Origin of the sequence: Glutamicibacter protophormiae, assembly GCF_014647495.1 — a bacterium.
Taxonomy (GTDB): domain Bacteria; phylum Actinomycetota; class Actinomycetes; order Actinomycetales; family Micrococcaceae; genus Glutamicibacter; species Glutamicibacter protophormiae.
In genome coordinates this window covers 184,686-211,090 of sequence record NZ_BMPH01000002.1, presented here as the reverse complement: position 1 = coordinate 211,090, position 26,405 = coordinate 184,686, and the positions used below count along the sequence as shown (strand labels likewise).

General features: G+C 65.2%; 28 protein-coding genes. 11 read left to right on the top strand and 17 right to left on the bottom strand.

The features are described 5' to 3' along the window. Positions 1–74: 74 nt before the first annotated feature. On the top strand, positions 75–869 hold the full coding sequence (locus tag IEY43_RS03385; RefSeq protein WP_188947197.1) for a GNAT family N-acetyltransferase: 795 nt from the start codon (positions 75–77) through the stop codon (positions 867–869). 3 nt (positions 870–872) lie between these two features. Here IEY43_RS03385 and IEY43_RS03380 read toward each other — a convergent pair whose 3' ends face one another. Next, the gene (locus IEY43_RS03380; RefSeq protein ID WP_374189842.1) at positions 873–1,643 is read right to left on the bottom strand and encodes a VOC family protein; all 771 of its coding nucleotides are present in this window, start codon (positions 1,641–1,643) and stop codon (positions 873–875) included. 191 nt (positions 1,644–1,834) lie between these two features. Between IEY43_RS03380 and IEY43_RS03375 the strand changes: the two genes are divergently transcribed. Next, positions 1,835–3,403, top strand: a complete 1,569-nt coding sequence (locus IEY43_RS03375) for a long-chain-fatty-acid--CoA ligase (RefSeq protein ID WP_188947195.1) — start codon at positions 1,835–1,837, stop codon at positions 3,401–3,403. Here IEY43_RS03375 and IEY43_RS03370 read toward each other — a convergent pair. Continuing rightward, complete coding sequence (locus IEY43_RS03370; protein ID WP_188947194.1) at positions 3,400–4,197, bottom strand: enoyl-CoA hydratase/isomerase family protein; 798 nt, start codon at positions 4,195–4,197, stop codon at positions 3,400–3,402. The two genes, IEY43_RS03375 and IEY43_RS03370, sit on opposite strands and share 4 nt — an antisense overlap. Positions 4,198–4,256: 59 nt before the next feature. On the opposite strand from IEY43_RS03370, the gene IEY43_RS03365 reads away from it, so the two are divergent. Beyond that, a complete protein-coding gene (locus IEY43_RS03365; protein ID WP_188947193.1) occupies positions 4,257–4,757 on the top strand; it encodes a DUF456 domain-containing protein in 501 nt (166 codons plus the stop codon). On the opposite strand, the gene IEY43_RS03360 is transcribed toward IEY43_RS03365, so the two are convergent. The 4 genes from IEY43_RS03360 to IEY43_RS03345 are packed head-to-tail and all read right to left on the bottom strand — an operon-like array spanning position 4,754 to position 8,176. Then, positions 4,754–5,359 carry a response regulator transcription factor gene (locus tag IEY43_RS03360; protein WP_188947192.1) on the bottom strand — a complete coding sequence of 202 codons (606 nt, stop codon included), beginning with the start codon at positions 5,357–5,359 and terminating at the stop codon, positions 4,754–4,756. The two genes, IEY43_RS03365 and IEY43_RS03360, sit on opposite strands and share 4 nt — an antisense overlap. Beyond that, positions 5,356–6,510, bottom strand: coding sequence for a sensor histidine kinase (locus IEY43_RS03355; protein WP_188947191.1), 1,155 nt, complete (start codon positions 6,508–6,510; stop codon positions 5,356–5,358). Before IEY43_RS03355 ends, IEY43_RS03360 begins: the two co-directional genes overlap by 4 nt. Further along, positions 6,507–7,262 carry an ABC transporter permease gene (locus IEY43_RS03350; RefSeq protein WP_188947190.1) on the bottom strand — a complete coding sequence of 252 codons (756 nt, stop codon included), beginning with the start codon at positions 7,260–7,262 and terminating at the stop codon, positions 6,507–6,509. Before IEY43_RS03350 ends, IEY43_RS03355 begins: the two co-directional genes overlap by 4 nt. Next, on the bottom strand, positions 7,259–8,176 hold the full coding sequence (locus IEY43_RS03345) for an ABC transporter ATP-binding protein (RefSeq protein ID WP_188947189.1): 918 nt from the start codon (positions 8,174–8,176) through the stop codon (positions 7,259–7,261). The genes IEY43_RS03350 and IEY43_RS03345 overlap by 4 nt, the downstream gene beginning before the upstream one ends. A 343-nt stretch (positions 8,177–8,519) precedes the next feature. On the opposite strand from IEY43_RS03345, the gene IEY43_RS03340 reads away from it, so the two are divergent. Further along, positions 8,520–9,215: a DedA family protein gene (locus tag IEY43_RS03340; RefSeq protein ID WP_229777254.1), complete on the top strand. Its 696-nt coding sequence runs from the start codon at positions 8,520–8,522 to the stop codon at positions 9,213–9,215. Positions 9,216–9,220: 5 nt separating this feature from the next. Here IEY43_RS03340 and IEY43_RS03335 read toward each other — a convergent pair whose 3' ends face one another. Further along, the gene (locus tag IEY43_RS03335; protein ID WP_188947187.1) at positions 9,221–9,577 is read right to left on the bottom strand and encodes a DUF2695 domain-containing protein; all 357 of its coding nucleotides are present in this window, start codon (positions 9,575–9,577) and stop codon (positions 9,221–9,223) included. A 236-nt stretch (positions 9,578–9,813) separates the two neighbouring features. On the opposite strand from IEY43_RS03335, the gene IEY43_RS03330 reads away from it, so the two are divergent. The 5 genes from IEY43_RS03330 (at position 9,814) to IEY43_RS18090 (ending at position 14,724) form a co-directional block, all read left to right on the top strand. After that, positions 9,814–10,581, top strand: a complete 768-nt coding sequence (locus IEY43_RS03330; protein WP_188947186.1) for a helix-turn-helix transcriptional regulator — start codon at positions 9,814–9,816, stop codon at positions 10,579–10,581. A 143-nt stretch (positions 10,582–10,724) separates the two neighbouring features. Then, positions 10,725–12,179 carry an aminopeptidase P family protein gene (locus tag IEY43_RS03325; protein ID WP_229777253.1) on the top strand — a complete coding sequence of 485 codons (1,455 nt, stop codon included), beginning with the start codon at positions 10,725–10,727 and terminating at the stop codon, positions 12,177–12,179. Continuing rightward, positions 12,176–13,393: a metal-dependent hydrolase family protein gene (locus IEY43_RS03320; RefSeq protein WP_188947185.1), complete on the top strand. Its 1,218-nt coding sequence runs from the start codon at positions 12,176–12,178 to the stop codon at positions 13,391–13,393. Before IEY43_RS03325 ends, IEY43_RS03320 begins: the two co-directional genes overlap by 4 nt. Next, a complete protein-coding gene (locus tag IEY43_RS03315; RefSeq protein WP_229777252.1) occupies positions 13,390–14,301 on the top strand; it encodes an alpha/beta fold hydrolase in 912 nt (303 codons plus the stop codon). Before IEY43_RS03320 ends, IEY43_RS03315 begins: the two co-directional genes overlap by 4 nt. A gap of 102 nt (positions 14,302–14,403) precedes the next feature. Next, positions 14,404–14,724, top strand: a complete 321-nt coding sequence (locus IEY43_RS18090) for a hypothetical protein (protein ID WP_229777251.1) — start codon at positions 14,404–14,406, stop codon at positions 14,722–14,724. A 476-nt stretch (positions 14,725–15,200) separates the two neighbouring features. Here IEY43_RS18090 and IEY43_RS03310 read toward each other — a convergent pair whose 3' ends face one another. Together IEY43_RS03310 and IEY43_RS03305 are read right to left on the bottom strand one after the other, a co-directional pair. Further along, positions 15,201–16,397 (bottom strand): pyridoxal phosphate-dependent aminotransferase, encoded by a 1,197-nt coding sequence (locus IEY43_RS03310; RefSeq protein ID WP_229777250.1) that lies wholly within the window; start codon positions 16,395–16,397, stop codon positions 15,201–15,203. Next, positions 16,394–16,882, bottom strand: coding sequence for a carboxymuconolactone decarboxylase family protein (locus IEY43_RS03305; protein ID WP_188947183.1), 489 nt, complete (start codon positions 16,880–16,882; stop codon positions 16,394–16,396). The genes IEY43_RS03310 and IEY43_RS03305 overlap by 4 nt, the downstream gene beginning before the upstream one ends. A 137-nt stretch (positions 16,883–17,019) precedes the next feature. On the opposite strand from IEY43_RS03305, the gene IEY43_RS03300 reads away from it, so the two are divergent. Both IEY43_RS03300 and IEY43_RS03295 read left to right on the top strand, forming a co-directional pair. Further along, entirely contained in the window at positions 17,020–17,361 is a 342-nt protein-coding gene (locus IEY43_RS03300; protein WP_188947182.1) for an SdpI family protein, read from the top strand. A 101-nt stretch (positions 17,362–17,462) separates the two neighbouring features. Next, positions 17,463–17,981, top strand: a complete 519-nt coding sequence (locus IEY43_RS03295; protein WP_188947181.1) for a hypothetical protein — start codon at positions 17,463–17,465, stop codon at positions 17,979–17,981. Here IEY43_RS03295 and IEY43_RS03290 read toward each other — a convergent pair. The 8 genes from IEY43_RS03290 to IEY43_RS03255 all read right to left on the bottom strand — a co-directional run bounded on the left by IEY43_RS03290 (position 17,978) and on the right by IEY43_RS03255 (position 26,399). Further along, entirely contained in the window at positions 17,978–18,253 is a 276-nt protein-coding gene (locus tag IEY43_RS03290; RefSeq protein ID WP_188947180.1) for a hypothetical protein, read from the bottom strand. The genes IEY43_RS03295 and IEY43_RS03290 overlap by 4 nt on opposite strands. A gap of 63 nt (positions 18,254–18,316) precedes the next feature. Next, positions 18,317–19,615, bottom strand: a complete 1,299-nt coding sequence (gene rlmN / locus IEY43_RS03285) for a dual-specificity RNA methyltransferase RlmN (protein ID WP_229777249.1) — start codon at positions 19,613–19,615, stop codon at positions 18,317–18,319. Positions 19,616–19,676: 61 nt separating this feature from the next. Further along, positions 19,677–20,801 (bottom strand): FAD-dependent oxidoreductase, encoded by a 1,125-nt coding sequence (locus tag IEY43_RS03280; RefSeq protein WP_188947179.1) that lies wholly within the window; start codon positions 20,799–20,801, stop codon positions 19,677–19,679. A 27-nt stretch (positions 20,802–20,828) separates the two neighbouring features. Next, positions 20,829–21,530 carry a methyltransferase domain-containing protein gene (locus tag IEY43_RS03275; protein ID WP_188947178.1) on the bottom strand — a complete coding sequence of 234 codons (702 nt, stop codon included), beginning with the start codon at positions 21,528–21,530 and terminating at the stop codon, positions 20,829–20,831. Beyond that, the gene (locus IEY43_RS03270) at positions 21,530–22,657 is read right to left on the bottom strand and encodes a type III polyketide synthase (protein WP_188947177.1); all 1,128 of its coding nucleotides are present in this window, start codon (positions 22,655–22,657) and stop codon (positions 21,530–21,532) included. Before IEY43_RS03270 ends, IEY43_RS03275 begins: the two co-directional genes overlap by 1 nt. A 319-nt stretch (positions 22,658–22,976) precedes the next feature. Further along, positions 22,977–23,726, bottom strand: coding sequence for an SDR family NAD(P)-dependent oxidoreductase (locus tag IEY43_RS03265; RefSeq protein ID WP_188947176.1), 750 nt, complete (start codon positions 23,724–23,726; stop codon positions 22,977–22,979). A gap of 47 nt (positions 23,727–23,773) precedes the next feature. Beyond that, positions 23,774–25,186: an MFS transporter gene (locus IEY43_RS03260; RefSeq protein ID WP_229777248.1), complete on the bottom strand. Its 1,413-nt coding sequence runs from the start codon at positions 25,184–25,186 to the stop codon at positions 23,774–23,776. Positions 25,187–25,196: 10 nt separating this feature from the next. Continuing rightward, positions 25,197–26,399 carry a M20 family metallopeptidase gene (locus tag IEY43_RS03255; protein ID WP_229777247.1) on the bottom strand — a complete coding sequence of 401 codons (1,203 nt, stop codon included), beginning with the start codon at positions 26,397–26,399 and terminating at the stop codon, positions 25,197–25,199. Positions 26,400–26,405: the final 6 nt, after the last annotated feature.

The following is a 26,405-nucleotide window of genomic DNA, read 5'->3' as shown; positions in this document are numbered from 1 at the left end:
GTTTGAGTGTGCCACCGACCCGCGGCCCAGGGCAAAGCGCTGCGCGTCGGGCTGGCCGGCCCTAGAATTTTCCCATGACAGAATCCTCCGCCAGGCTCCTGGATGTCTACGATTCCCTGCTGCGCACCGATGCGGAAATGCAGGGCGCCCTGCAGGTGGACCGGCTCGGCCCGCTGTACCTGGCGGTTTTCCCCGGCGGCCAGGGCTTCATCACCTCGGCGCGGTGCTCCGGCGGCGAATCGACGCCGCTGGCCGAGCTGGTGGGTCCGGCGCTGGAGTACTTCACGGCGCGCACCGGCATCAGCGAGGTGGAATTCAAGACCCGCGGCCACGACTACGCCCCGGGGCTGCACGAGGCGTTGCTGTTTCATGGATTCGCCGCCGGGGCGCCGGAGTCCGTGATGCTCGGCCGGCTTGAGAACCTGGTCAGCAACCAGCCACCTCCGCAGGGTGTGCAGGTCCGCCGGATCACCACGCGTTCCGAGGTGGAGCAGATGTGCGCCATGTCCGCCGAGGCGTTCGGCGAGCCCTACTCCCCGGGCATGGCCCGGGAACTGGCCGCGCGCGTAGAAATCGACGGCGGGACCGAACTGTGGGCCGCCTGGGCCGGGAGCCGCATGGTTGGTGCGGGCAGGATGGAGCCCGTGACCGGCACCGAAGTGGCCGGGCTGTGGGGCGGAGGAGTGCTCCCCGCCTACCGCGGCCGCGGAATCTACCGGGCGCTGACCGACGCCCGTGCCCGGTCCGCAATGGCTTCCGGACACAGTTTTGCGCACAGCGATTCCACCGAGTACTCCCGCCCCATCCTGGAGCGCCAGGGCATGGTCAAGGTGACAACCACGACCCCTTACCGATGGAGTCGTTCCTGAGAATCAGGCCGGGACGGTTTGGATGATGGAGAACTCCGCCCCGGTGGGATCGGCGAGCACCGCCATCCTCCCGAAGGGCGAATCCTTCGCCTGCTGGAGAACCTTGGCCCCCAGCTTTTTCGCGAGCGCGAGCGCCTTGTCCGTGTCCGTCACCGCGAAGTAGGTCCGCCACCCGGGTTTCGGATCCGGCTGTCCGGAAATGTCGTAGATCCCGGCTTTGGCGTCCGGTCCCTGCCCGTAGCTCTGGTAGCGGAATTCGTCGGTATCCGAAAGGCTGAGCAGCTCCCATTCCAGCGCATCGCGGTAGAAGTGGGTGACCTTCTCGAACTTCGTGGTGTGCAGTTCGTTCCAGACCCGGGTTCCATGGCGTCCCGAGGCCCTGGTCAGTTCCCTGACAGTGGCGGACTGCCAGAGTCCCACACCGATGCCGGTAGGGTCGCCGATCATGGCGATGGTGCCCTGCCCCTGAATTTCCAGCGGCTGCAGGAAAACGAAGCCACCATACATCCCTGCCGAGTAGCTGGCCGCATGGGCGTCAGCCACATTCAGATAGGTAACCCATGCGTCACTGCAGCCGGAGTCTGAATCATTGTCCAGGAATCCCGCTACGAGTTCGTCCCCCAAGTACATGTCGAGCGAGTCTTCTGCGCCGGAATCCCCGCCGCGCGTTGTCCATCCGAAAAGCTGGCCGTAGAAGTCGATGCTTCGTTTCATGTCACCAGTCAATAAATCCACCCGGCACGGTTCCGCGCCGGGCTGCCCAAGTTCCTGCATCATTTCCCCATTTCATACATGATCCAGTTGCTAGGGCTGAGTCTAAACTTCAGGCCGCCTCGCGGCAACGATATGACCTGCAGGTCCATCGAGCCCGACACCGGGTGCCCACCTCCGGCTTTCGCCCCGCTTATGCTAGGTTGTGACACAGCACACACCTGCTTTTCGCGTTGATCCCCGGGAGCCAATCCATGCTTTCTTCCTCGTCAAACGTCACCATGTCCGTGGCCGCAATCCCCGCCGAAGGCGCCGCCCGCCATGGAGATCTGAAGGCCATCACCGTCAACGGGCAGAGCACCAGCTACCGGCAGCTCTGGGACGAGACCCGCGCGTATGCCGGGGCCCTGCGGGCTCGCGGCGTCGGCGAAGGCGACCGGGTGGCTGTGCTGATCCCGAACGTCACGGACTTCGCCCGCGTCTACTACGCGGTGCTGTCCCTCGGCGCGGTCGCGGTGCCGATTCACGCGCTGCTCAAGCGCCGCGAGATCGCCTATATGCTGGAAGATTCCGGGGCGCGCCTGCTGGTATGCGCGGCACCGCTGCTAGGCGAGGGCGCCGCAGGCGCAGAGCTCTGCGGCATCGAGACGATCAGCGTGCTGGCCCCTGGGGACCTGGGCGGTACCAGGCTGGAGGACCTTGCCGCGGAGGCCACCCCCATAGACACCTACCTCCCGCGCCGCCCCGAGGACATCGCCACGATCCTCTACACCTCCGGCACCACGGGCAAGCCCAAGGGTGCGCTCGGCACCCATGTGGCGCTGCTGGAGCAAGCGAACACGCTGCTGCTGGACACCATCGACATGCGCCGCGGCGACAAGATCTTCGGCGGCCTGCCGCTGTTCCATACCTTCGGGCAGACCACGGTGCTGAACACCGGGCTGCGCGTTGGCGCCCAGATCATGCTGCTGCCCAAGTTCACCGCCGCCGGCGCGCTGGACCTGGTGCTGGATGAAGACATCGACCTGTTCTTCGGGGTGCCCACGATGTATGTCGCCATGCTGGAGGCTGGCAAGCAGCGCGAGGGCAAGCCCTCCCGCCTGCGTTTCGGAGTCTCGGGTGGCGCCTCCCTGCCGGTGTCGGTGCTGACTGCTTTTGAAGAGCGCTTCGGCGCGCCCATCCATGAGGGTTACGGCTTGACCGAGACCTCGCCGGTGGCCTGCTTCAACCATGTGGGACGCACCCCGCGTCCGGGCACCATCGGCACCCCGGTGTGGGGCGTCGAGGTGGAGATCGCTGACCCGGCATACCCGGACCAGATCAGGCTGCTGCCGCGCGGGGAAATCGGCGAGCTGGTGGTCCGCGGGCACAACTTGTTCGCCGGCTACCTGAACCGCCCCGAGGCCACGGCCGAGGCGATGGTCGACGGCTGGTTCCGCACCGGGGATCTGGGCACCAAGGACGAGGAGGACTATGTGCGCATCCTGGACCGGACCAAGGACATGATCCTGCGCAACGGCTACAACGTCTACCCGCGCGAGGTCGAGGAAGTGCTCATCAGCCATCCGGAGATTTCCAATGCGGCGGTGTACGGGGTGCCGCACGAAACCCATGGCCAGGAGATCGCCGCCGCCATCACCCTGGAGGCCGGATCGGCGCTGACTGCGGAGGCCATCGGAGTCTGGGCCAGCGAGCAGATGGCGGCCTACAAGTTCCCTCGTCTCATCGAGATCGTGAAGGAATTTCCGCTGGGCCCCAGCGGGAAGATCCTCAAGCGCGAGCTGGTGGCGCAGTACGCCGAACAGGCCGGACAGCCCTCCTAGGCTTCCCCGTAGCGCGGCGCCCGGCGTTCGAGGAACGCCCGGCGCCCCTCGGCGAGCTCGGGATTCTCCCCGTTCTCCTCCCAGAGCCGCGACCACCAGGATTCGTAGTCGGCGGCCGCCGGCTCCTGCCCATAGGCGGCGATTGCCTCGCGGGTCCGCGCGATGGAGTACGGGGAGTTGCCCTGCAGCGCGTCCAGCAGCCGGTGCAGTTCCTTCTCCAGCTGCGCGGCCGGGTGCATCCGGGTGAACATGCCCCAGTCCAGCGCTTCGGCCGCCGGGATGCGCGATCCCGAATACAGCAGGTACTTGGCCCGGCTTTCGCCCACCGTGCGCACCAGCCGTTCGATGCCCGGACGCGGGAACACCAGCCCGATCTTCGCCGGGGTGATCGCGATTTTCACGTCATCGGCCGCCAGCTGGATCTCGCAGGCCGAGGCCAGCTGCCAGGCCCCGCCGAAGCAGTTGCCTTCCACCACCGCGATGGTGGTCTTGGCGCAGCCGGCGATGGCCCGGTCCACCAGATCGAAGTGGTTCAGCAGCTGCCCGTCGGCATCCTCATCGAAGAGCACCTGGTCCATTTGGTCGATGGCGATCCCGGCGCAGAAGTTGCCGCCGGCGCCGCGGATCACGATCGCGGACACCGCCGGATCGGCGGACAGCACGGCAAGGGCGCCCAGCAGCTGCAGGCACATGTCCTTGGTCAGGGCGTTGAACTGGCGTTGGTTCTCCAGCAGCACCACGGCCGTGGAACCCTGGATTTGCACGCTGACCCGTGCCTTGTTTTCCTCGGACATGAGGACCTCCCGTTATCCGGTGTGCGTTGCCTTCATGCTCACCGTGCCACACTGGGCATGTGGATCTACAAATTGTTTACACGATTCTTGCCGGCCTGCTGCTGGTGGTTTCCGCGCTGGGAACCATCTTCCCCATCCTTCCCGGATCGTTGCTGGCCATGGGCACGCTGCTGGCCTGGTGCTGGCTGCTGGGCAGCGGCGCTTCCTGGTGGGCCGCAGGGCTGGGCATCGCCATCGCCTTCCTCGGTTGGTCAGCGTCCGCGGTGCTCACCGGCCGCAAGCTCAAGCAGCATGCCATTCCGAAGGGGTCCATCCTCGCGGCCCTGATCGGCGCGATTGCCGGGGCCTTCCTGATCCCGGTGGCCGGGCTGTTCCTGGGCTTCGCGGTGGGTTTGTTCGTCGGCGAAGCGATCCGCCGTGGCGAAACCTCGGGAGCCTTGGCCTCATCCTGGGCGGCATTGAAGGCCATGGGGCTGGGGATCGTCATCGAGTTGGGCTGCGTGCTGCTGGCCTCCTCGGTATGGATGATCGGGGTCATCACCCACTTCGCCACCCGCTAGATCCAGCCCATTTCCCGCGCGGTGCGGGCCGCCTCGATCCGGTTCGAGGTATTGGTTTTGCCGATGGCGTTGGACAGGTGGTTGCGCACCGTTCCGGCCGACAGGTTCAAGGCGGCGGCGATCTGCGACACCGGTCCCCCGCCGGCGGCCAGCGCGAGGATTTCCCGTTCCCGTTCGGTCAACGGGTTGGCCCGGGTTTCCACGCTGAGCATGGCGCGCTGCGGGTCCACGACCTTGCCACCCGAATGCACGCGGCGAATGGCGGCAACCAGCTCCGCCGGAGGGGAATCCTTGACCAGGAATCCGCTGGCTCCTGCTTCGAAGGCCTGGCGGAAGTATCCTGGGCGGTCGAAGGTGGTCACGATCAGGATCTTGACCTCGGGGTGGCTGTCGCGCAGCAGCTGCGCGGCGCGCAGCCCGTCCATCCGGGGCATCTGCACGTCCAGCAGCGCGACCTGCGCGCCGCTGTCGTCCAGCGCCTGCGCGACCTCGTCTCCGTCGGCGCATTCGGCGACCACCTGGATGTCGTCCTCCAGATTGAGCAGGGCGGCCAGTGCGCCGCGCACCAGGTGCTGGTCGTCGGCGATCAGCACCTTGATCATGTATCCCCGTTTCCCGCACCGAATGCGACCTGCACGCTGGTTCCGCCCAGCCTGGATGATCCCACTGTACAACTGGCGCCGAACAGCCGGGCGCGTTCCTGCATGCCCCGGATGCCGTGGCCGCTCTCGCCGCCCTGGATGCCGTCTCCGTCGTCGTCCACGCTGACCCCTGCGGTTGCCAGCCGCACCGCGACGGATCCGGCGTGGGCGTGGCGCAGCACATTGGTGACCGCCTCGCGCAGGATCCACGCAATGTGCGACCGCCAGGCCACGGGGATGTCCTCCACCGTGCCCAGCACCGTGAATTCCAGGCCATTGTCCGTGCAGGCCTGGTGGAGTTCCTGCAGTTCGGCTTCGAGGTTCTGCCGATTCAGTCCGTGCACCGTGGTGCGGACCGAATCCAGCGCCGCGACCGCCAGCTCGCTGAGCTGTTCCAGCTCGCCGCGCGCCTCCTGGTAGCTGCCGGCGTCCATGAGGCGCAACGCCAGCTGGGCTTTGAGGTTCAATGCGGTCAGCGAATGGCCGATGCCGTCATGCACGTCGCGGGCCATGCGTTCCTGTTCGGCCACCACCAGGTAGTCGGCGCGGATCTGCTCCGATGCCACCGAGCGCGTGATCGCGGCGACGGTAATCGCATATACCACCATCAGCACCAGGTTCAGGCCGATCAGGAATAGCAGGTCAACGAACTCGCCGTAGATGATCGGCAGGGCGAAACACAAGACGGCGACCGCGGTGTAGCTGGCAATCGTGTAGCGCTTGGTCAGCAAGAAAGCCGAATACGAGGTCAGGAACGGGAACATGCCCATGACGGTCAGCCCGATCACCGGAAGCCCCGCCAGCACGATCACCCACAGGATCGCGAAGTAGATATGGGCTCGCGGATGCCTGGTGCCGCCTTCGCCCACCACGCGGCTGAACTCTGCGTAGGCCCTGATATAGACCGCCGCGAAGACCACCACCAGGACCAACCCGATGATCCTGGTGGACAGCGAGTAGTCCTCGAACAGCAGGTCCATGATCGGGAAAATCAGGAAGATGATCCAGACCCCGGCAACCAGCCAGCCCCATTTGTCCCAGAAGGCGATGCCATCGTCGACCTCGCACCGGGCCTGGTTCATTGCCGTGGGACCGGTTCCCTCAGTGTTCACTGGCGTGCCTTGGCCTTTCGGGTTGCGAAAACCGCGAAGAGCGCGAAGATGAGTGCCCATGCCACCACACTAGTCACTGGAATCCACAATGGATCCGGAGCCATGTCGGTTCCTGCCGGAATTTCATGGAGCATCGGATAGCGGGCCAGTGCGACGTAGCCGAACATCGGAGTGAACCGGGCTGCATCGAGCATTCCGCCTTCCAAAGGCATGAATACGTTGCCGAAGAAGGCGAAGAACACCATCAGGCCCGAGGCCAAACCCAGCGCGGATTCCGATTTGAACAGCATTCCCACGCCGATGCCATAGCAGGCGAAGATCATGGCACCGCTCAAGATGATCAGGTAGCTAACCACCCACATCCAGCCGTCGGTGACCCGCGCTCCGGTGCCTGCGCCCAGCGAGAAGACCAGCGCCGCCGAGGCCGCGGCCACCGTGGCAGCGACAATCATCTTGCTGGCGACGAAGGACGCCGGTGTCATCCTGGTCAGTGCGATCTGCCGGCCCCAGCCCTGCATGGTTTCGGTGGCCACCGTGCCGGCAATGGCCACGGTGCTGACGGCCGCTCCGTAGGCTGCCATGGAGACCATCAGGTAGAACTTGACGTTGCCGCTGCCCACCTCGGCATCCGTGTAGCTGGGGATATTGCCGAATAGGAAGTACATGGCCGCTGGCAGCAGCAGCGCGAAGACCAGGTTGTAGCCGTCGCGGAAGTGCCGGGCGAATTCAACGCGGATGTAGGTGGCAATCATTGTGCGTCCTCGGTCAGTTGGATGAATGCGTCTTCCAGGCTTGGCGCAGAGATTTCAAGGTCCCAAGCGCCCAGGTCGGTCAACAGGGTTTGGGCGAAGCTGTCGGAGTCGGCACATTTGAAGGAGATGCGCTGTCCACTGCGTTCGGCAATGCTCACCGAGGCGTCGAAGGCCTGTGCCCGTGCGATTGCCTGCTCGGTGGGCAGCGTGGCGCTGACCGTCCGTCCGGAAATCAGCTTGCGCAGTTCTTCTGTCGCCCCGTCCGCCACGATGCGCCCGTGGCTCATCAGCACGGTGCGCTCCGCGAAATTCTGTGCTTCTTCCAGATAGTGGGTGGCGAAAATGATGGTGCGCCCGTTAGATGCCTCGGAGCGCATGTTCTCCCAGAAGTCGCGGCGGGCCATCACGTCCATGCCGGCGGTGGGTTCGTCGAGGATCAGCACATCGGGGTCCGGGAGCAGGGCCAGCGCGAATTTGATGCGCTGCTGTTCGCCTCCCGAGCATTTGCCGACTTTGCGCTTGGCAATGGCTGTCAGCCCGGTGCGGTCCATGACTTGTGCGACGCGGCCTGCCTGCCCGTGCATGGTGGCAATCACCGTGACGGTTTCGCGAACGGTCATGTCGCGCAGCAGCCCTCCGGTCTGGAGCACTGCCGAGACCCTGCCTGAGGTGACAGCCCGATGCGGGCTCAGGCCCAGGACCTCCACCGTGCCGGCGCTTGGCTGGGTCAACCCCAGGATCATATCCACGGTAGTGGTCTTGCCCGCGCCGTTAGGTCCGAGCAGGGCAACAATTTGGCCGGCATGGATGCTCAGGTCGACTCCGCACACGGCCTCGACCTTGGTGCGTGGAGTCGTGAAGGTCTTTCTCAGACCCGTCAGCGTTACTGCTTCGGTACGGTTCAGCGTTTCCATGCTCCAAGTCTTCGCGGTAAAGGGCCGCGCGCGAAGAGCGGAATGTCACGACTTGTGCATGACCGTTGTCATGGGTCGGCAAACGCCATCTGGCTCCCCCTTCCCAACTTGCTCTTGCACTCAGGGCCAACGGGTGTGAGCTTGGCTACTTCGACCGGTTCGTCCGTCGCTGCGGGCTCAAAGTCCAGTGTGTTCCCGACAGCGGAGAATTTACCGGTCAGCCTGGCCAAGACGCCCTTCCCGAGTCGTTTTACCGCAGTGATCTGCGTCTATGCACGGGCAAACTCACAGCGAAATCCCGTAGGCTTTTCTCGTGCTAGATCATTCTTCATTTCTTTCGATAGTGACCGAACTTGGATCGCCCACCTTGGGTGCGGCTTTCCTGCCAGACTGGCTGAATCCCGCGGTCTTCCTGAACGACCCCGCTTTGGCGCCGTGGGTCGTCCTGATCGTTTGCGGCATCGTTTTCGCGGAAACGGGTTTGCTGGTCGGGTTCTTCCTTCCCGGTGACTCGATGCTCTTCACCGTGGGCATGCTCATCGCTACCGGCACCATCCATGTGCCGCTGTGGTTGTTCGCGCTGTGCATTTTCGTCTGTGCCTTCGCCGGTGACCAGACAGGTTACATCATCGGGCAAAAGTCCGGACCCGCGATTTTCAAGAAGCCGGATTCGCGCTTCTTCTCGCAGAAGAATGTCGAGCACGCCCACAACTTCTTCGAGCGTTTCGGCGGCCGCGCAGTCATCCTGGCCCGTTTCGTTCCGGTAGTCCGAACCTTCGTTCCCGTGGTTGCCGGCGTTGCCAAGATGAACCACAAGACCTTCATCCTCTTCAACCTCATCGGCGCGATGTTGTGGGGCGTCGGCGTTACCATGCTGGGCTACTGGCTCGGGCAGTTCGCCTGGATCGAGGACAACATCGACCTCATCTTCATCCTGATCGTTTTCATCTCCGTGATCCCGATCGGCGTGGAACTGCTCAAGGCTTTCATGTCCGGAAAGAAGAACCGGACCAACTCCAACGGGAGCTTGGAAGACTAGAGAATCTAAGCACTTCGGGAGCGGAACTGGCCTCCGCCCCACTGCACGCCGCGGCGCATCATCCACTGTTCGCAGGGTTGAATGCTGCCGCGGCGTATTCCTTTACAGACCATGTCCATCCCCTCGTCCATGGCGCGCGCCGCTTCATCGGTGATGGGACGAAAGACATTCAGCAGCACCTCGCAATCGCAGAAGCCCCCCAGCAGCTTGATCTTCCGTTCCAGAGCGGTGGCCCGCGGGGCGGAATAATCGCGGTAATGCATGAGTGCGCGCAGGTTCGCGGCGCAAGGTTCGGTGCCGGCGACTCGATAGAGATAGCACGGCAGACATTCGCGGTCGACAGGATCCGGCAGTGACGGCATGGTTTCCTCCTCAGCTCTGGGATGCAGTTCCGGCGGCCGGTTGCGACGGCCTGCTCCCACTTTCAACCCTTGCCCGCAGTGCTTCGCCGATTCTCGGCGAACTGTGGAGAAACTGCATCCTGCCCATCGCAACCGGGCGCCTGCCCGCTGAAATGTGCCATGATTCAACTGGACCCGTGTCGCTTGCCCGGTGCATGGACCACCGCCCCGTCACATGTTTCTAAGGTCGTTCCCGCATGGATGCCGATACTCTCACGTCGATTTCTCAGCAGCTGGCCTCGCTGGCTGATGACATGCGCCGCACTGGGGTTCCGACGGACGGCACCCACGTGCATCAAGATGGCCTGTCGATGCGCTTGATCTACACGCGCCAGGATCTGGTCGACACCTTCAACGACTTCCAGGACCGGGCGGTGCATTCGATCGATGCGCTGGACCGCGGAGGCAGGTCCGCCGATGCGGAATCCCAGTCGAAGTCCCAGCCTGCGGCGCTGGCCCGCGGGGTGCGCTTCCGGGTGGTCTACGATCCATCAGTCTTTGAACGCGGGGACCTCACCTTGGCCATGCTCGACTCGGTGCGCCAGGGCGAGGAAGCACGGGTATCCACCAATGTCTCGACCCGGCTGCTGATCCGCGACCGCGAGGAGTTCATCATCCATGCTTCAGAGCACTCCACCGCATCGCATCTGGCCATACAGCTCACCTCGCCGGTGCTGGCCGATTTCATCAACGATTCCTTCACCAAGGTCTGGGAAACCGCCCTGCAGGTCAGCAACCGGAAGTTCGAGTCCGGGACGCTGCTGGAGGACGACGAGACCCAGATCCTGCGGCTGTTGGCCGCCGGGCAGAAAGACGAATCGGTGGCCCGTGCACTCGGTGTCAGCGTGCGCACGGTACAGCGCAAGATCCAAGCCCTGCAGCGCAGCTTCGGCGCGGCCAGCCGGTTCCAGCTCGGCGCCATCAGCGCCAGGCACCTGATCGTGGGCCGCGAAGCCGGAGACTGAATCAGCAGAGACTGATTAACGACGTGGCGGTTTTACGACACCGTTTCATGCCGCGGGCACGCTGGATCCGTGAAAAGCTTGAAGGACGGGGTTCCGAGGCCCTGCCATCCCAATAGTTCTCGTTTCACAGGAGCGCCACGTCGATGAGTGATAAACTCCCCAAGTCAATGCCGACCCCACGGAACGGGGAGAACGCCATTCCCCGGCTGGCGAATAGCCAGCCCTTCATAGACTTCATGGCCAAAGGCTGGGAATCCCCGGAATTGCCTGCCCCTGTCGATGCCGCTGCCTCGCAAGCCGCCGCACTGCACCGCCAGAACCTCTCGGCGGCCTTCGCCGGGCAGGGAATCATGGTGTTCGCCGGCCACGCACCGGTACGCGCCAACGACAACTTCCACGAGTTCCGCGCCCACTCCGATTTCATGTATCTGGTAAATGCCCAGGTCGAGGCCGCCGTGCTGCTGGGCCACCCGCGAAGCGGCGGCCACGACTTCGAGCTGTTCCTCCCGGTCCCCTACGCACCGGGCACCGCGGACTTCTTCTCCAATGCCATCCACGGCGAGCTCTGGGTCGGCCCCAGCCACAAGCCCGCCGATTGGCAGCGTGCGCTGGGCATCCCGGTGCGCTCGATCCAGGAACTCGACTCCGCCGTGCGCGCCGGCCGATTCCAGGCCGCCGGCGCAGTGGACTCCAACGAGCTGGCCCGGCTGAATGCCCAGGACTCCCCCGCCCTGAAGCGGGTCCTTTCCCGTCTGCGCATGGTCAAGGACGACTGGGAAATCGGGCAGCTGCGCGCCTCGGTGGACCACACCATCGACGGTTTCCGTCAGGTGCTGGCCGAGATCCCGCAGGCCATCGCCTCCGGCGGCGAACGCTGGCTGCAGGGCACCTTCGACCGCGCGGCCCGCACCTACGGCAACGGCCCGGGCTACGCGACCATCATCGGCGCCGGCATCCATGCGCCCACCCTGCACTGGACCCGCTGCGACGGGCCGGTGCGCGAAGACCAGCTGCTGCTGCTGGACATGGGTGTGGAGGAACGCTCCTGCTACACCGCTGACGTCACCCGTACCTTCCCGGTGGCCGGCTCCTTCACCGACGCCCAGCGCCAGGTCCACGACCTGGTGGAGAAGTCCCACCGCGCAGGCCTGGCCGCGCTGGCCCCGGGCAAGCCGTTCAGCGACTTCCACTTCGCCTGCATGGAGGAAATCGCCAAGGGCCTGCACGACTGGGACCTGCTGCCGGTCTCCGTGGACGAGGCGCTGTCCCCCGCCGGCCAGCAGCACCGCCGCTGGCTGGTCTGCGGCGTGGGCCACCATCTGGGCCTGGACGTGCACGACTGCTCGCACTCGCACTACGAGGACTACCAGGGCGCGCTGCTTCAGGAGAACATGGTGCTCACCGTGGAGCCCGGCCTCTACTTCCACGCCCATGACGCCATGGTCCCGCCGGAGCTGCGCGGCCTGGGCGTGCGCATCGAGGACGATCTGCTGATCACCGCCACCGGCTATGAGAACCTCTCCGGAGAGCTCCCGCTGGATGCCTCGGGGCTGGAGCAGTGGATGACCCGGGCGATGAACCTGGCGGTGCGCGCATGAGCACCCTGACCCTGTGCAATGCCACGGTCTTCGACGGCCAGCGCTTCCTGGAAGAGCCCGCCAACATCACGCTGGCCGGCGGGACCATCACCGCCGTCGGTTCCCAATGCGAAGGCACCTGCATCGACGCCGCCGGGCGCACCGTGCTGCCCGGGCTGATCGACGCGCACTTCCACGCCTACGCGGTGGCACTGCAGGGGCTGGAGAACGAGCTGGGCCCGCTGTCCTACTCCGCGCTGGCCGGCTCCCACCGCCTGTCCGCCGCGCTGCGCCGCGGCTTCACCACCGTGCGCGACGTGGCCGGCGGAGATCTGGGCCTGGCCCGCGCCATCGAGGAGAAGCTGTTTCCCTCCCCTCGCTACTACTTCACCGGCCCGGCCTTCAGCCAGACCGGCGGGCACGGCGACCCGCGCGAGGCGCATCTGGATACCTGCTTCAGCCACGGGCACATGTGCCGGATCGTGGACGGGCCGGAGAACCTGCGCGTGGCGGTGCGCGACGCGTTCCGCACCGGGGCGCACGCCATCAAGATCATGACCAGCGGCGGGGTCATCTCGCTGACCGATCCGCTGGAAATCCCGCAGTATTCCCCGGAGGAAATCCGCACCATCACCTCCGAGGCCGCCCGCCGCGGCTCCTATGTCTGCGCGCATGCCTACTCGGTGCCGGCGATCCGGCACTCGGTGGACAACGGGGTGCGCAGCATCGAGCACGGCAACCTGCTGGATGCCGACACCGCCAAGCTCATGGCTGAACACGACGCCTTCCTGGTCCCCACCCTGGCCGCCTATGCGGCCATGGATGCGCGCGGCGAGGAGCTGGGCCTGGCCGAGGTCTCCCAGGAGAAGAACCGGATCGTGCTCGAGCGCGGGCAGCAGGCGGTGCGCCATGCGCTGGATGCCGGGGTCAAGGTCGGCTTCGGCAGCGACCTGATGGGCGAGCTGGGCGACGAGCAGCTCAACGGCCTGGCGCTGCAGGCGGCGGCATCCTCCGTTCAGGACCTGCTGCGCTCGGCCACCAGCGTGAACGCTGAACTGATCGGCAACGAGTCGATCGGCTCGCTGGCCGCCGGCAAGGCCGCGGACCTGCTGGTCCTGGACGGGGATCCCCGCCGGGATCTGGACTTCCTGGTGTCCGAGGCCATGGGCCGCACCGTCATCCAGGCCGGAACCCCGGTCTTCGATTCGCTGGGACTGCTGGAGGGCGCCAAATGACCGCGCTGGCACAGGCCGTGCAGAACTTGGAGGCAGCCCCGCGGCTGCTGGAAACCTACGTGGCCGCAGGCCGCCGCTACCGCGACTACGTGCTTCAGGTGCCGCTGGACTGGAACGATCCGGGCGGCGCCACCATCGAGCTGTTCTACCGCGAAATGGTGCTCGCGCACCTGGACGGGCAGCAGCTGCCGCTGATGGTCTACCTGCAGGGCGGCCCCGGAGGGCAGGGCCCGCGACCGGTGGGCGGTTCGGACCGGCTGGACGTGGCGCTGGAACGCTACCGCGTGATCCTCATGGACCAGCGCGGCACCGGCCGCTCCACCCCGGTCACCGCCCAGGTGATCTCCGGGTTCCCGGATGGCGGCAGCGGCGCGGCGTACCTGGAGAACTTCCGTGCGGACTCCATCGTGGCCGACGCGGAGGCGATCCGCCGCCACGGCTACCAGGGCCGCAAGTGGGCCACGCTGGGCCAGAGCTACGGAGGGTTCCTGACGCTGAGCTACCTGAGCTGCTTCGATAACGCGCTGAGCGCCTGCTTCATCACCGGCGGGCTGCCCAGCCTTCAGCCCAGCGCCGCCGGGGTCTACGCCCGCACCATCCACCGGGTGCGCGCCAAGAACGAGCAGTTCTACCGGATGTACCCGCAGGACCGTGCCCGCGCCGCCAATCTGGCCCGCACTCTGTCCGAACGCGAGGTGCTGCTGCCCGACGGCGACCGCTTCACGGTCCGCCGGCTGCAGTCGCTGGGCATCGACTTCGGCATGGGCCCGGGCATCGAGCGCCTGCACTGGCTGCTGGAGCTCTCCGGCGACGGCACCGGCATCAGCGATGCGCTGCTGCAGGAAGTTCAGGCACGCACCAGCTTCGCCGGCAACCCGCTGTTCGCGGTGCTGCAGGAGGACATCTAGGGCAACGGAGCCAACGGCCCCAGCGCCTTCGCCGCCCAGGCGGAGCTGGAGCGGCACCCGGAGTTCGCCACGGATGCGCCCACCCTGCTGTTCGCCGGCGAAATGATGTTCCGCTGGACCTTCGAGGAAACCCGGCTGCTGCGTCCGTTCATCCCGGCCGTCGAGGTGCTGGCCGCGCGCGGCACCCACCGGAAGATCTACGACCTGGAGAAGATCGCGGCGAACCGGGTTCCGATGGCCGCCGCCGTCTACTACGACGACATGTACGTGGATGCCGGGCTGTCGCTGGACACCGCGAAGCAGGTCGGCGGATTGCAGGCATGGGTCACCAATGAGCACGAGCACGACGGGATCAACGACCCAGCGGTGCTGCGCAGGCTCTTCGCCATGGTGGACGAGGTCGGCGGTCCGCTGGCTGAATAAGGCTTCGAGGATCCGCAGGGATCGCTATGCCGGAACAGCGGGCACGGATCATTCCGTGCCCGCTTCTTCGCATACCGCGAGTTCCAGTCCTCAGCAGTTCGAACCTGCAAGAACGAATTTGGGATCATGCGCAATGATTCAGAAGCTTGAATCAGGGGTTCGGATTATTGGCCTTTCCGATTCACCGAAGCCGCCACGGCGCTCCATTCCTTTGCTGGCCGCCATTATGTGGAACAGCAGGCGTTCCCCGGCCCGAACTCCGACGTCGTGCACACGCATCGCCATAGTGGATGCCCAAAGGCAGGCGGATTAGGACGCGGCGGTCCTGAAAGCACCTAATATGTCATCGGCCGCTTGGCGTCACGACTGTCGCAGGATGGTGGGTTTCAAGAAGCTCAACATCAAAATTGACCACAAGGTTCGTGCGGAACTGGCGGTGCAGGTCACCCAGGTTTCTCACCACCGATCCACGAGTCCTATACCCCGGACAGCGTCTGGCGCAAAAACGCTTCCACCCGTTCCAGCGCCTCGGCCACCCGTTCGTAACCGGCGGCGAACGACAGCCTGATGAACAGGTGCCCCTCGAACGGGTCGAAGTCGCCGCCCGGGGTCAGCGCCACCTGGGCATGTTCCAGCACCTGCCGGCAGTACTCTCCGGCGGTGCCGAAGCGGTCGAGCACACGCTCGCTGAGCCTCCCGTAGAGGTAGAACGCGCCGTCGGCCGGCGCGGCCTGCTCGATGCCCAGTTTTCCGTAGTTGGCCAGCACCAGCTCGCGGGTTTTCGCGAACTCCGCGACCCGCTGTTCAGCCTCCGCCAGGCTCGATGGGTCGAAGGCGGCGATGACCGCACGCTGGGCCGGGGCCGGCGCGCACAAGGCGAGGTTCGAGGCCAGTGCATCCACCGCGGCCAGCATGTCGTCCGGGACGATCATCCAGCCCAGGCGCCAGCCGGTCATGCCCCAGTATTTGGAGAAGGACGAAACCACGATCGAGGAGCGGGAGAACTCCCAGGAGGTGCGCCCCTGGCGTTCGGGAACGAATTCGATGCCGTGGTAGATTTCGTCGCTGACAAGCCTCACACCGTGGTCTTCGCACCAGCTGCACAGCTCGTCGAGCTCGTCTGCGCTGAACATGGTGCCGGTCGGGTTGTTCGGCGAGGCGATGACCAGGCCGTCGAGCCGCCCGTGCTCGGCCAGGGCCTGTTCCAGCAGCTGCACGGTCGGCTGGAAGCGTTCGGCTTCACCGGTGGGAAGATCCAGCACCGTGAGGCCCAAGGCACCGAGGATGTTGGCGTAGGCCGGGTACCCGGGACGGGCCAACGCCACCACGTCCCCGGCGTCGAAGGCGGCGAGGAACGCCAGCTGGAAGGCGCCGGAGGATCCTGTGGTCATGATGAAGTTCCGCGCCGGGATCTGGACCCCGTAGCGGGCCAGATAGTGCGCGGCCAAGGCCTCGCGGGTCTCGGCCAAGCCGGCGGTCGGGGTGTAGCCGAAATCCGCGTTCCGCGCATGCAGCTGTGCGGCGAGCTCGTTGACCGCGACGGGTGCTCCCCCGCCGGGTTCCCCGACGCACAAGGAAATCACGTCGCGGCCGGCGGCGCGCAGGTGCGCGACTTCCTCGACGATCTGCATGACCTCGAACGGCGGGACTTCTCCGCGCTTGGATACCTTCACTGCTGTGCGCTTTCGGTTAGGGTGCGGTCCTTGACCGGATGCCGGGAGAGCACCGAGATCCGGTTGAAGGCGTTCATCGCCACGGCGATCCATTGGATGGCGGCCACCTGCTCGTCGGTGAACACCAGCCGTGCCGAAGCTACCGCCGCGATGCGCTCCTCGGGGGTGGGCAGGGTGGTTGCGGCCTCGGCGATGGCCAGCGCCGCGCACTCTTCCTCGTCGAACAGTCCGCCGCATTCATTCCAGGTGGACAGCAAGTTGATGCGCTGCAGGCTCTCCCCGGCGTCGATGGCCTTGCGGGCATGCAGATCCAGGCAGTAGGCGCAGCCGTTGATCTGCGAGACGCGCAGGTTCACCAGTTCGGCCAGCCGGTCGCTGATGCCTGCCGCCTGGTAGGACTTGGCCAGCTGATTGGCGAACTTCCCAATCGAGTTCCACAACTCCGGATTGGATTTATCAAGGAAAAGAGGATCTGAGACAGCCATATCTGAACCATACCGTCCGCCGCAGGCAAGCTCCTAGTTCGCTTCGGGTGCTCAGCCAGCGCATGGCATATTCATGGCGCCAGGCGCTCGCGGCGGGTTTATCCTCGGAATCAGGAACCGGGAAACAGGTGGGTCACATGACGATGCATCAGGGATATCTGCCCATGACGTTCATCCTGCCGCTGCTCATGCTCGCCTCTGCGCTGACCTGCAGGGCCTGCGCTGCCGGCAGGATCACCCGCAACCACTGGGCCGGCTACCGGTTGCCTGCGCTCTTCGCCTCCGATGAGGCCTGGCGCGCGGGCCACGCCGCCGCGCTGGCGCCTTCATGGACAGGGTTTGCCTGCACCGCCGCGGCCGCCGCCTGCACGCTGCTGCTCGGGCCGGTCTTCCTGCTGGTCGAGCTCCCCGCGTTCGCCCTTGCGCTGGCCTGGGCCATGATCCGCGCGGTGCGGGCCGCCAAGCATGCTCCTGCCTAACCACGCCCGGGCCGGCGCTGGTTCCCGCTGGCCCTATTGGCCCGCCGGATTCGCGCATAGAATACCGGCATGGCCTGGATGGGCGGCGGCGAGGGGGCGTGATGCAGATTCAAACGTGCGGGCAGCTGGATTCGAAGGACCTGATCCAGCTGTGCGATTTCGTGCGGGAGGACATTTCATCGCTGAGCCTGACCCCGTGGACCACCGCGTTCCTCGGCCTGCTCACGGGCCTGGCCATCACCTGGGTGACGGTGCTGGGAAACCGCAGGGCGCAGCGCGCCGAACGCCGCAACACCGCGCAGCTGGCCGCGCTGATCGCGGTCCAGGATGTGGCATTGAAACTGCGCAGCCGGTGGACGGAGCATCTGGACTACCTGCAGTCGGGTTCCGCGGGGCCCGACCCCTTTCCGGCGCTGGCCCAGGCCGCGTTGCAGGGCCAGTTCCGCACCGCCGCCAGCCGCATCGAGAACAACGAGCTGCGCGAGGACTATGTCCGCTGGGAGAAGTACGCCGAGCTGTTCTTCAACAACTCGGGCAGGCAGCAGGGTTATGCGGAGCAGAAGCTGTGGGACGGCGTGCTGGAACGGTCCGGGAAGAACATCCGCTGGATCGACGCCTAGTCCAGCGACTGCACGTTAATCTGCACGTCGTAGGTGGCCCCGGCGGCCCGAATGGCGTCCTGCCATTCGGGGCTGCCGCCGAGCACCTCGAAGTGCACGATGTTCCGCTTGCGCAGCTCGGTGGCGAGCTGGCTGGCGAAGTCCTCGTTGTTCACGACCATCCAGCGGCCGTCGAGCACCACCGGTTCGTCGGCCTTCACCTCGTCGGCCCAGACCAGGTCCTTGGCCAGGTCCCGGGAGACGGCGATCCTCGGAAGTCGAATCGTGCTCATGAGCAGTCCCCCTGTACTTAGGTCTTACCAAAGTATAGGCTTCCCTGCCCGGGGCGGCGGAGGCTACTTGTCGCCGTCGGCGGCCAGCTGGCCGCAGGCGCCGTCGATTTCCTTGCCGCGGGTGTCGCGCAGCGTGGTCGGCACACCCAGCTCGTCCAGCCGGCGCACGAACTTGCTGGTGATGTCCGGTTCGCTGCGGGTCCAGATGGAGCCCGGCACCGGGTTCAACGGGATCGGGTTCACGTGAACCCAGCCGCGGCCGCGGGCGTTGAGCTTCTTCGCCAGCATTTCCGCGCGCCACTCGTGGTCGTTCATGTCCTTGATCAGCGCGTACTCGATGGAGACGCGGCGTCCGGTCCTAACGTAGTAGTCGTAGGCCGCATCCAGCGCCTCGTCGACCTTCCAGCGCGAGTTCACCGGGATCAGCTCGTCGCGCAGCTCGTCATCCGGGGCGTGCAGGCTCAGCGCGAAGGTGACCGGCACGTTCTCGTTGGCGAGCTTGCGGATGGCCGGCACCAGGCCCACGGTGGAGACGGTGATGCCGCGGGCGCTCATGCCCAGGCCCTCCGGGGCCTCGGCGACCATGCGGTGCACGGCGTTCATGACGCGCTTGTAGTTGGCCAGCGGTTCGCCCATGCCCATGAACACGATGTTGCCTACGCGCTCGTCCGGGTGCTTCTGGCCGCCCAGGCCGCCCTCGGCGATGACGCGGTTGGCCTGGACGATCTGGTCCAGGATCTCCGCGGTGGACATGTTGCGGGTCAGGCCCGCCTGTCCGGTGGCGCAAAACGGGCAGTTCATGCCGCAGCCGCACTGCGAGGAGATGCACAGGGTGATGCGGTTCGGGTAGCGCATCAGTACGGACTCGACCAGCGAGCCGTCGAACAGGCGCCACAGGAACTTGACGGTCCTGCCGTCATCGGTGGTCAGCCGCTTGACCTCGGTCAGCAGCTTCGGAAACATGGCGTCGACCAGTTCCCCGCGGCGCTCCTTGGGCAGGTCGCTCATCTTGGCCGGGTCGGTGGTGTAGTGCTGGAAGTAGTGCACCGAGAGCTGCTTGGCGCGGAATCCCGGCAGCCCCAGTTCTTTCAGCTTCTCCTGGCGCTCGGCCAGGGTGAGGTCCGCCAGGTGGGTCGGCGGCTGGGAGACGCGTCGCTTGGTGGCGAACTGCAGTTCGGGGCGGCCGTCGGCGCCCATCTCCTGCTTCCAGCCCTCGGCGGTCGGAATGACCTGCGCGCGGCCTTCGGCCTGGGCGCGGGAGGTGGAAATACGCAGCTGCTGGGCACGCTGGGCGGCGGCCTGCTCCAGGCGCAGGGCCTTGCGCTCGTCAGCGGAAAGTGTGGTGGGGTTGCTCGAAGTCATCACCATCCATTGTTTCACGTATTGGCTGGGCGCAGGCGGTGAGTTTGGGCACGCGCGGCCTTCAGGTCATGGTGAAGCTGCGGGCCACCGCATCGTGCACCGTGCGGTTCGACGCCGCCGCGCTGAACAGCAGGTTGCGCGCGGGCAGCAGCCATGGCGCCACCGGCCTGCCCAACGCCATGTTCAGGTGCGCCTTCAGGCCCGCCTGCCGGGCGGCCTTCAGCTGCCGCGCCTGGAATTGCAGCAGCTGCCCGCCACCCGGCACGGCGCCGGAAGCCAGCAGATCCGCGAGCCTCGCCGCCCCGATCAGGCCCAGGCACATGCCCTGCCCGCCGATGGGGCTGATCTGGTGGGCGGCATCACCCAGCAGCACGGCCCGGCCCTGCATCATGCTGGCCGCCCTGCGGTTGGCGGTGGAGAAGCAGCTGCGCATGGTGCAGGCCTCCGCGTCCACCCGGTAGCCGGTGCGTTCCCGGATCAGCTCCGGCAAATCCGCGTCCGGGGGCTGCCCGTGCCCGAGCCTAGCCACCCAGCGGCGCAGACCGTGCGGCAGCGGGAAGGATTCGACGATGCCCTGCGCCTCGATGAACAAGGCGGCGCTGTGCGGCCAGACGGTGGTCTCCGGGAAGTCGCCCATGAGGTAGCGGTCCGGCAGCCCTCGTCCGTGGAACGCCACCCCGAGCTCGGCGCGCACCGCTGACTGCACCCCGTCCGCGCCGATGAGCCAGGAGGCTTCCGTGGCCTGCAGGCCACCGGGCCCGGCCACGGTGAAGCGGATGGCTTCCGCCGACTGTCCTTCGATGCCCTGGAATTCACGGCCCTCGCTGAGGGCCAGCGGATCCAGCGCGCGCAGCCTCTCCCGCAGCAGCGCCACGGTCTGGTGCTCCGGCAGCGCCAGCACGTAGGGGTAGGGGCCGGGCAGCGAGGCGAAGTCCAGCGCGGCGATCTGGCGGCCGTTGCTGATGCCCAGCCCCCGGCGGATTGCGGTGCCCTGCTCGGCGAGCTGCGCCGCCAGCCCGGCTCGGGCCAGCACCTGCTGGGCCGGCGGGTGCAGGCCGATGGCCCTGGAATGCCCGGAAATCCCGTGGCGGCGCTCGAAGACCCGCACCGTCCATCCCTGCTGGGCCAGGAGCACCGCGAGGCCCAACCCCACCGGCCCGCCGCCGATGATCGCCGCGTCATCCATGGGCAGCGCCTCCCCGGTTCCGGGTTCTCATGCCCGGACCGGCCGGTAGACCAGCAAGTTCCTGAACGGCCGGGCGGTGTGCACCTGCCATCCGGCCGGCACGCGCCGGACGAGTTCCATCGGGATGTAGCTGCGGCGGATGGAGGCCAGCCCGTCGCGGCGGATCAACGAGGTCCCCGCCAGCGGCAGCGTCGCCGCCCCGAACAGCAGCGAAGCTCTTCGGGAGCGCCGGATGTCCGCATGCAGCCCCAGCCCGGTGGCCAGGGCTTCGGTGTCGGCCAGGATCCCGCGCAGCTGGGTCTCGCCCAGATGATGCAGCAGGTGGTTGGAAATGACCACGTCGAACACTTCGCCCTGCCGCACCAAATCCGCGCTGGTGCAGCGGGCGAACTCGATCTTCCCGGCCGGCAGGGGACTTTTCATCGCGGCCCGCCGGGCGAAGGCGATGGCCCGCTCATCCGGGTCGATGCCCCAGACATCCAGTTCGTAGCCGTCGCGCAGGGCCCAGCGCGCCAGCTGCAGGGCGATGTCTCCCCCGCCGCAGCCGATGTCCAGCAGCCGGGCCGGTTCGCCGCGGGCCAGCACCGGGGCGATCTGCCGCTCGTAGATCCGCTTCCATCCGCCGACCGCCCTGTTCACCAGCGGGAACTGGGCGTAGGTCCGGTTCAGCAGCACCGGGTCGCAGTCCGGGCGGTCCATGGCTTCCAGTTCCTCGGGGTGCCGCCGCATCAGCTGGTTCCGGAGGTCGGCTTCACCGTGAACAAACCCGTTTCCACCGTGAGTCCGGGGCCGAAGGCCATGGCGCAGACCCGTTCCCCGGCTCGGGTGTTCTCCGCTTCGAGGATTTCCTTGAGCACAAACAGCACCGTGGAGCTGGACATGTTCCCGAAGTCGCGCAGGATCCGGCGTGCCGGCAGCAACTGCGTCTCGGAGAGCTGCAGTTTTTTCTGGATTCGGTCGAGGATGGCACGCCCGCCCGGGTGGATTCCCCAGTGCGCGATCTGCCCGATCTCCAGCGGGGCCTCCGCGTCGGCCTCCAGCAGCGGCGTAAGCGCGTCGGTGATGTGGTCGTCGATGATGTGCGGAACGTAGGTTCCCAGCACCATCTCGAATCCGTGGTCGCCGATGTTCCAGGCCATCGATTCCTCGCCCACCGGGGTCAAGGTGGTTTTGAGATCATCGATCTGCAGCCCCTCGCCGCCCCGGGCCACCACCGCGGCGGCGGCGCCGTCGGCGAAGATGGCCGAGCCCATGATGGTATCGGGGTCGTTGGAGCTGTGGACATGCAGCGTGCACAGTTCCACGCAGACCACCAGCACGGTGGCGTTCTCATCGGCCAGGCAGAAATCCCGGGCCGCGCGCAGCGCCGGGAAGGCGGCATAACAGCCCATGAACCCCAGATGGTGGCGCACGGTGGACGGGTCCAGCCCGAGGCTCCGCACGATCTGGTAGTCCGGGCCGGGGTTGTAGAAGCCGGTGCAGGACACCGTGATCACGTGGGTGACGTCCGCCGGTTCGAGCCCCGGGCAGGCATCCAGCGCGCGCCGGGCGGCCTCGACGAACAGGTCCCCTGCGTGCTCCACGTAGACCCTGTTGCGTTCGGCGGTGCTCGGCGACCGGAGCAGGCCGGAGGAACGGTCATAGAACATCGGTTCGGCCGGTTCGGGAAGTTCGGTGTTGAATTCCGAAACACAGCTGTAGCGGGTATCGATGTCCGCCGAGTTGAAGGAGGTGGCGACCAGCCGCTGCCCCAGCCGACTCAGCTCGGGCTGGGTGGCAAAGACCTCTCTGACTTCCTCCTGCTTCAACACTGTCGAAGGTACCGCGGTCTGGATCGTTCTGATCATCACTGGCATGCCCCGAGCCTACGGCGTGTTCCCCACGACGGGAATAGCTACGGTGAATTGCCAGTTACTTTGGCCGCAGGAGCAACGGTTGCAGATCTGGCCGACATATTCATCGATAAATGCGATCGGCAGGGGTATTTACCCTGTGCTTGTTATCCGTTAATACGATGCGACGAGCCGTCAGGTACGAATGCAAGGGAATAGCACCGCTGGAATTTGGGGGCCTACCCTTGCATTCTGTATCCGGGCAATTCACAGGTTAGTTCAACAATCCAACTTTCGGAGTGGAGATTCAGCCATGCCACCGTTGTTCTACGCCACCGCTGACTTACTTGGCCAAATATCCTCCGTCTACAGGCAGTGAAGTTCCGGTGACATAGCTGTTCCGCGGATCAGCGAAATACGCTACAGCTCCGGCCACATCTTCGGGCAGAGCAACTCTACCCAGAGGAATGGCCGCTGAGACATCGCGTTCGGTGGCCTCGGGGTTCTCCTGTGAGGCCAGCCAGTCCTTGAACATCTGAGTCCTGGTCATGCCCGGAGCGACGGCATTTACCCGGATATTGTGCTCCGCCAGTTCTACTGCTGCAGCCTTGGTCAGTGCGAGAATCGCCCCTTTACTCGCACTGTATAGGCTCATGGTAGGAACACCGATGCTGGCTAGGCGAGAAGTAATGTTGATGATGGCCCCGCCGCCGGCTTCGGACATAGTCCGGGCCGCGGCCTGCAGGCAGTAGATAGCGGCAAACGTGTTGATTTCAAAGGTCTCGCGGATTTCGTTTTCGGGCGTTTCCAGAATCCAATTGACATGGTCAATGGCCGCGTTATTGATCAACACATCAAGTTTCCCGGTGCGCTCTACAACCTCATCAATGAGTCGCTGGGGGGCTCCGGACCGTGTGAGGTCCGCTTGGATGAAGCAGCCACGTTCGCCGAGTTCCGCGGCCACCGTCTCGCCGCGCTCAGTGTTTCTTCCACTGATCACGACGAAGAATCCCTCCCTGATCAGGCGCTGGGCAATGGCGACACCGATTCCCGAGGTCGATCCAGTTACCAAAGCAACAGGTTTGGATTCCATAGATTTCTCTCCTTTGAGTCTGCGGTGTAGTTCGTGGTCCAGCGGAGTTAGCGATTGATCCGACCGATTAGGGATTGCCCGCGGTCAAGTCGCAACTGGTCGTCGCTGCCCGGGATCACATTGCCGCGCAGTGACCGCCCGGCGGTTTCCTGAAAGGTCAATACCGAGACCAGCCCAATGATGCCTGCACCCATCAGGTACCAGCCGGGAACCAGTTCATTGCCGGTGGCCCCGATGATCGCTTCGTTGGCCACTGCAGCGGTGCCGCCAAAAATCGCAGTGGAAAGGTTATAGCCGATCGCGAATCCCGAGTAGCGCACCGACGTGGGGAACAATGCGGGCAACGTGGAGGAAATTGTGGAGAGCAGGACCACCAGCAGCAACCCCAGGGTGCCGATACCGACGATCTGGCCCCAGAGCCCGCCTGTTTGCAACACCTTCACTGCAGGAATAGACAGCACCACGAACCCTATGCTTGCCGTGAGTAGCAAGGGCCTACGGCCGATCCTATCGCTCAAGGCTCCGAGCGGGACGATCAGCGCCATCATGATCAGCTGAATGAGCACCAAGGTTAAGTTCGCCTGCGTTGCGTCATGGCCCAGCGTAGCGGTCAAGTAGCTGGGCATGTAGGTGAGAACGAGGTAGAAGGCCACATTCACCAACACTATGAATCCGAAGAGCTTGAGTAGCTGCCCTGGGTGCTTTAACAGCAGTGAGCGCAGGGCCTGTGGCGCCGAATGAACTGCGTTGTTCTTCCCAGCGTCGTCGGTGAACGTCTCGGGTTCTTCAAGATGCCGCCGCATCCACAACGCGATACCGCCCAGCACAAGAGTCAGGGCAAAGGGCAGACGCCACCATCCGGCCATCATCCCGTCCTCGCCGACCACCATGGTCAGCACGGTGCACAATATCGCCGCCGCGCTGAATCCGGCCAATGTACCGAATTCCAGGAAGGACCCATACTTGCCGCGCTTGTTGTCCGGCGCATGCTCGCTCATGAAAACTGCCGCCCCGGCATATTCGCCGCCGGCGGAGAATCCCTGAATCATGCGCAGCAGCACCAACAAGACGGGAGCTAGGTAACCAGCCGATTCGAAGGTCGGCAGCACGGCTATGCATGCCGTGGATACGCTGATCATCACGATGGTGAAGATCAAGATCGTGCGACGCCCGATCCTGTCGCCTAAAGGCCCAAGCACCATGCCCCCCAACGGACGCACGATGAACGAGATTGCGAAGGTGGAAAAGGCCAGAATCCTCGGTATCGCCCCGTCGTTTTCACCGAAGGTGAAAAACAGCTGGGAGATGTAAACGATCAAGTAGCCGTAGATTCCGTAGTCGAACCACTCGATGGCATTCCCGATAGCCGAGCCGGCCACGGATTTGCGAGCCTGTTTCTTCTCTGCGGCGGTGAAGTCCGCTTCATAGCGGATCTCGGGCAACTGTGCGTGGGTGGTCATTGTCTGGTCCTTAGTTTTGGGACGTTTCATACTGGCGCAAGGCGATCAGCGCATAGGCGCACGCCGCGGTGTGAAGATCACTGACGGAAACACTCTCATTAGGCTGATGCGCCTGCGTGTTGATTTCTCCGGGCCCCAGCACCACGGTTGGCACATTGTGGTGCTCGGCAATGAAGCCTCCTTCGCAGGAAGCCGTCCAGATTCCGTGCTTGCCTGCTGCGCCGAGGTCCTGCAGCGTCGTGCAAACCTGCCGCACTAGGGGCGCCTCAGGATCGGTCAAGAAACCAGGCATGAACATCTGTACTGATCCGCGAATCTGAAGCTTGAGAGCATCGAGGTTTTCGGCGGCTTCTATTCGGTTCCGGGCTGCTGCAAGTAAGGCGTCGAGGACTTGCTGTGGATCCTCGCCGGGCAGAAGCCTGCGGTCAATGCCCAACCATGCTTCATCAGGGACGATGGAGGTCCCATGCCCCGCCTTTAGGGTCCCCACATTCCAGGTGGCCGGGCCCAGCACTGGGTGGGGTGCGGCCGCCAGCTTCTGTTTGTTTTCTCCGATCAGAGCAACCAGCTCCGCGGCGGCCTCGATGGCACTGGCCCCGTCCGAGGGGCGCCCCGCATGCGCGCTAGCACCGCTGATCTGCACTTGGAGATTCGCCGCCGCACGACACCCGATAATCGTAATCAGATCGGTCGGCTCCGCAACGATGCACGCTAAATACTGCGCGGCTTCGGCAGTACTGATGTAATGCTCGATCCCGAGTGCGTTGGCTTCCTCATCCACGGTGCAGATGAGGGTCAGCGGAATGTGCGGCGCGTGCTGGTTGACGGAGGCCATGGCTGCGATGACTGCAGACAGGCCGCCTTTCATGTCCGTGGCGCCGCGGCCGATCAGGCGGTTCCCTTCGCGGCGGGCGGTGAAAGGATCGGCGTCCCAGCCGCTGCCGGCGGGCACCACATCGCTGTGTCCCAGAAAAAGCAGACCGCCTCCGGCATTGCCCCCACCTAGGTGGGCGATGAGGTTCGGTCGACCCGGGGCCGCATACTGCAGGTGCACCGTGGATCCCAAGTCTTGCAGCAAGCTTTGCAAGAGCAATACGGTGGATTCTTCGTTGCCTCCGGGATTCTCGCTGGGTGCTTGAATTAATTGCCTGCATAGCCGTGCAAGCTGCTCCTGGTCGATCTTCGCCAGCACCGAACGCTCCAGTTCGTTCACGTGCGC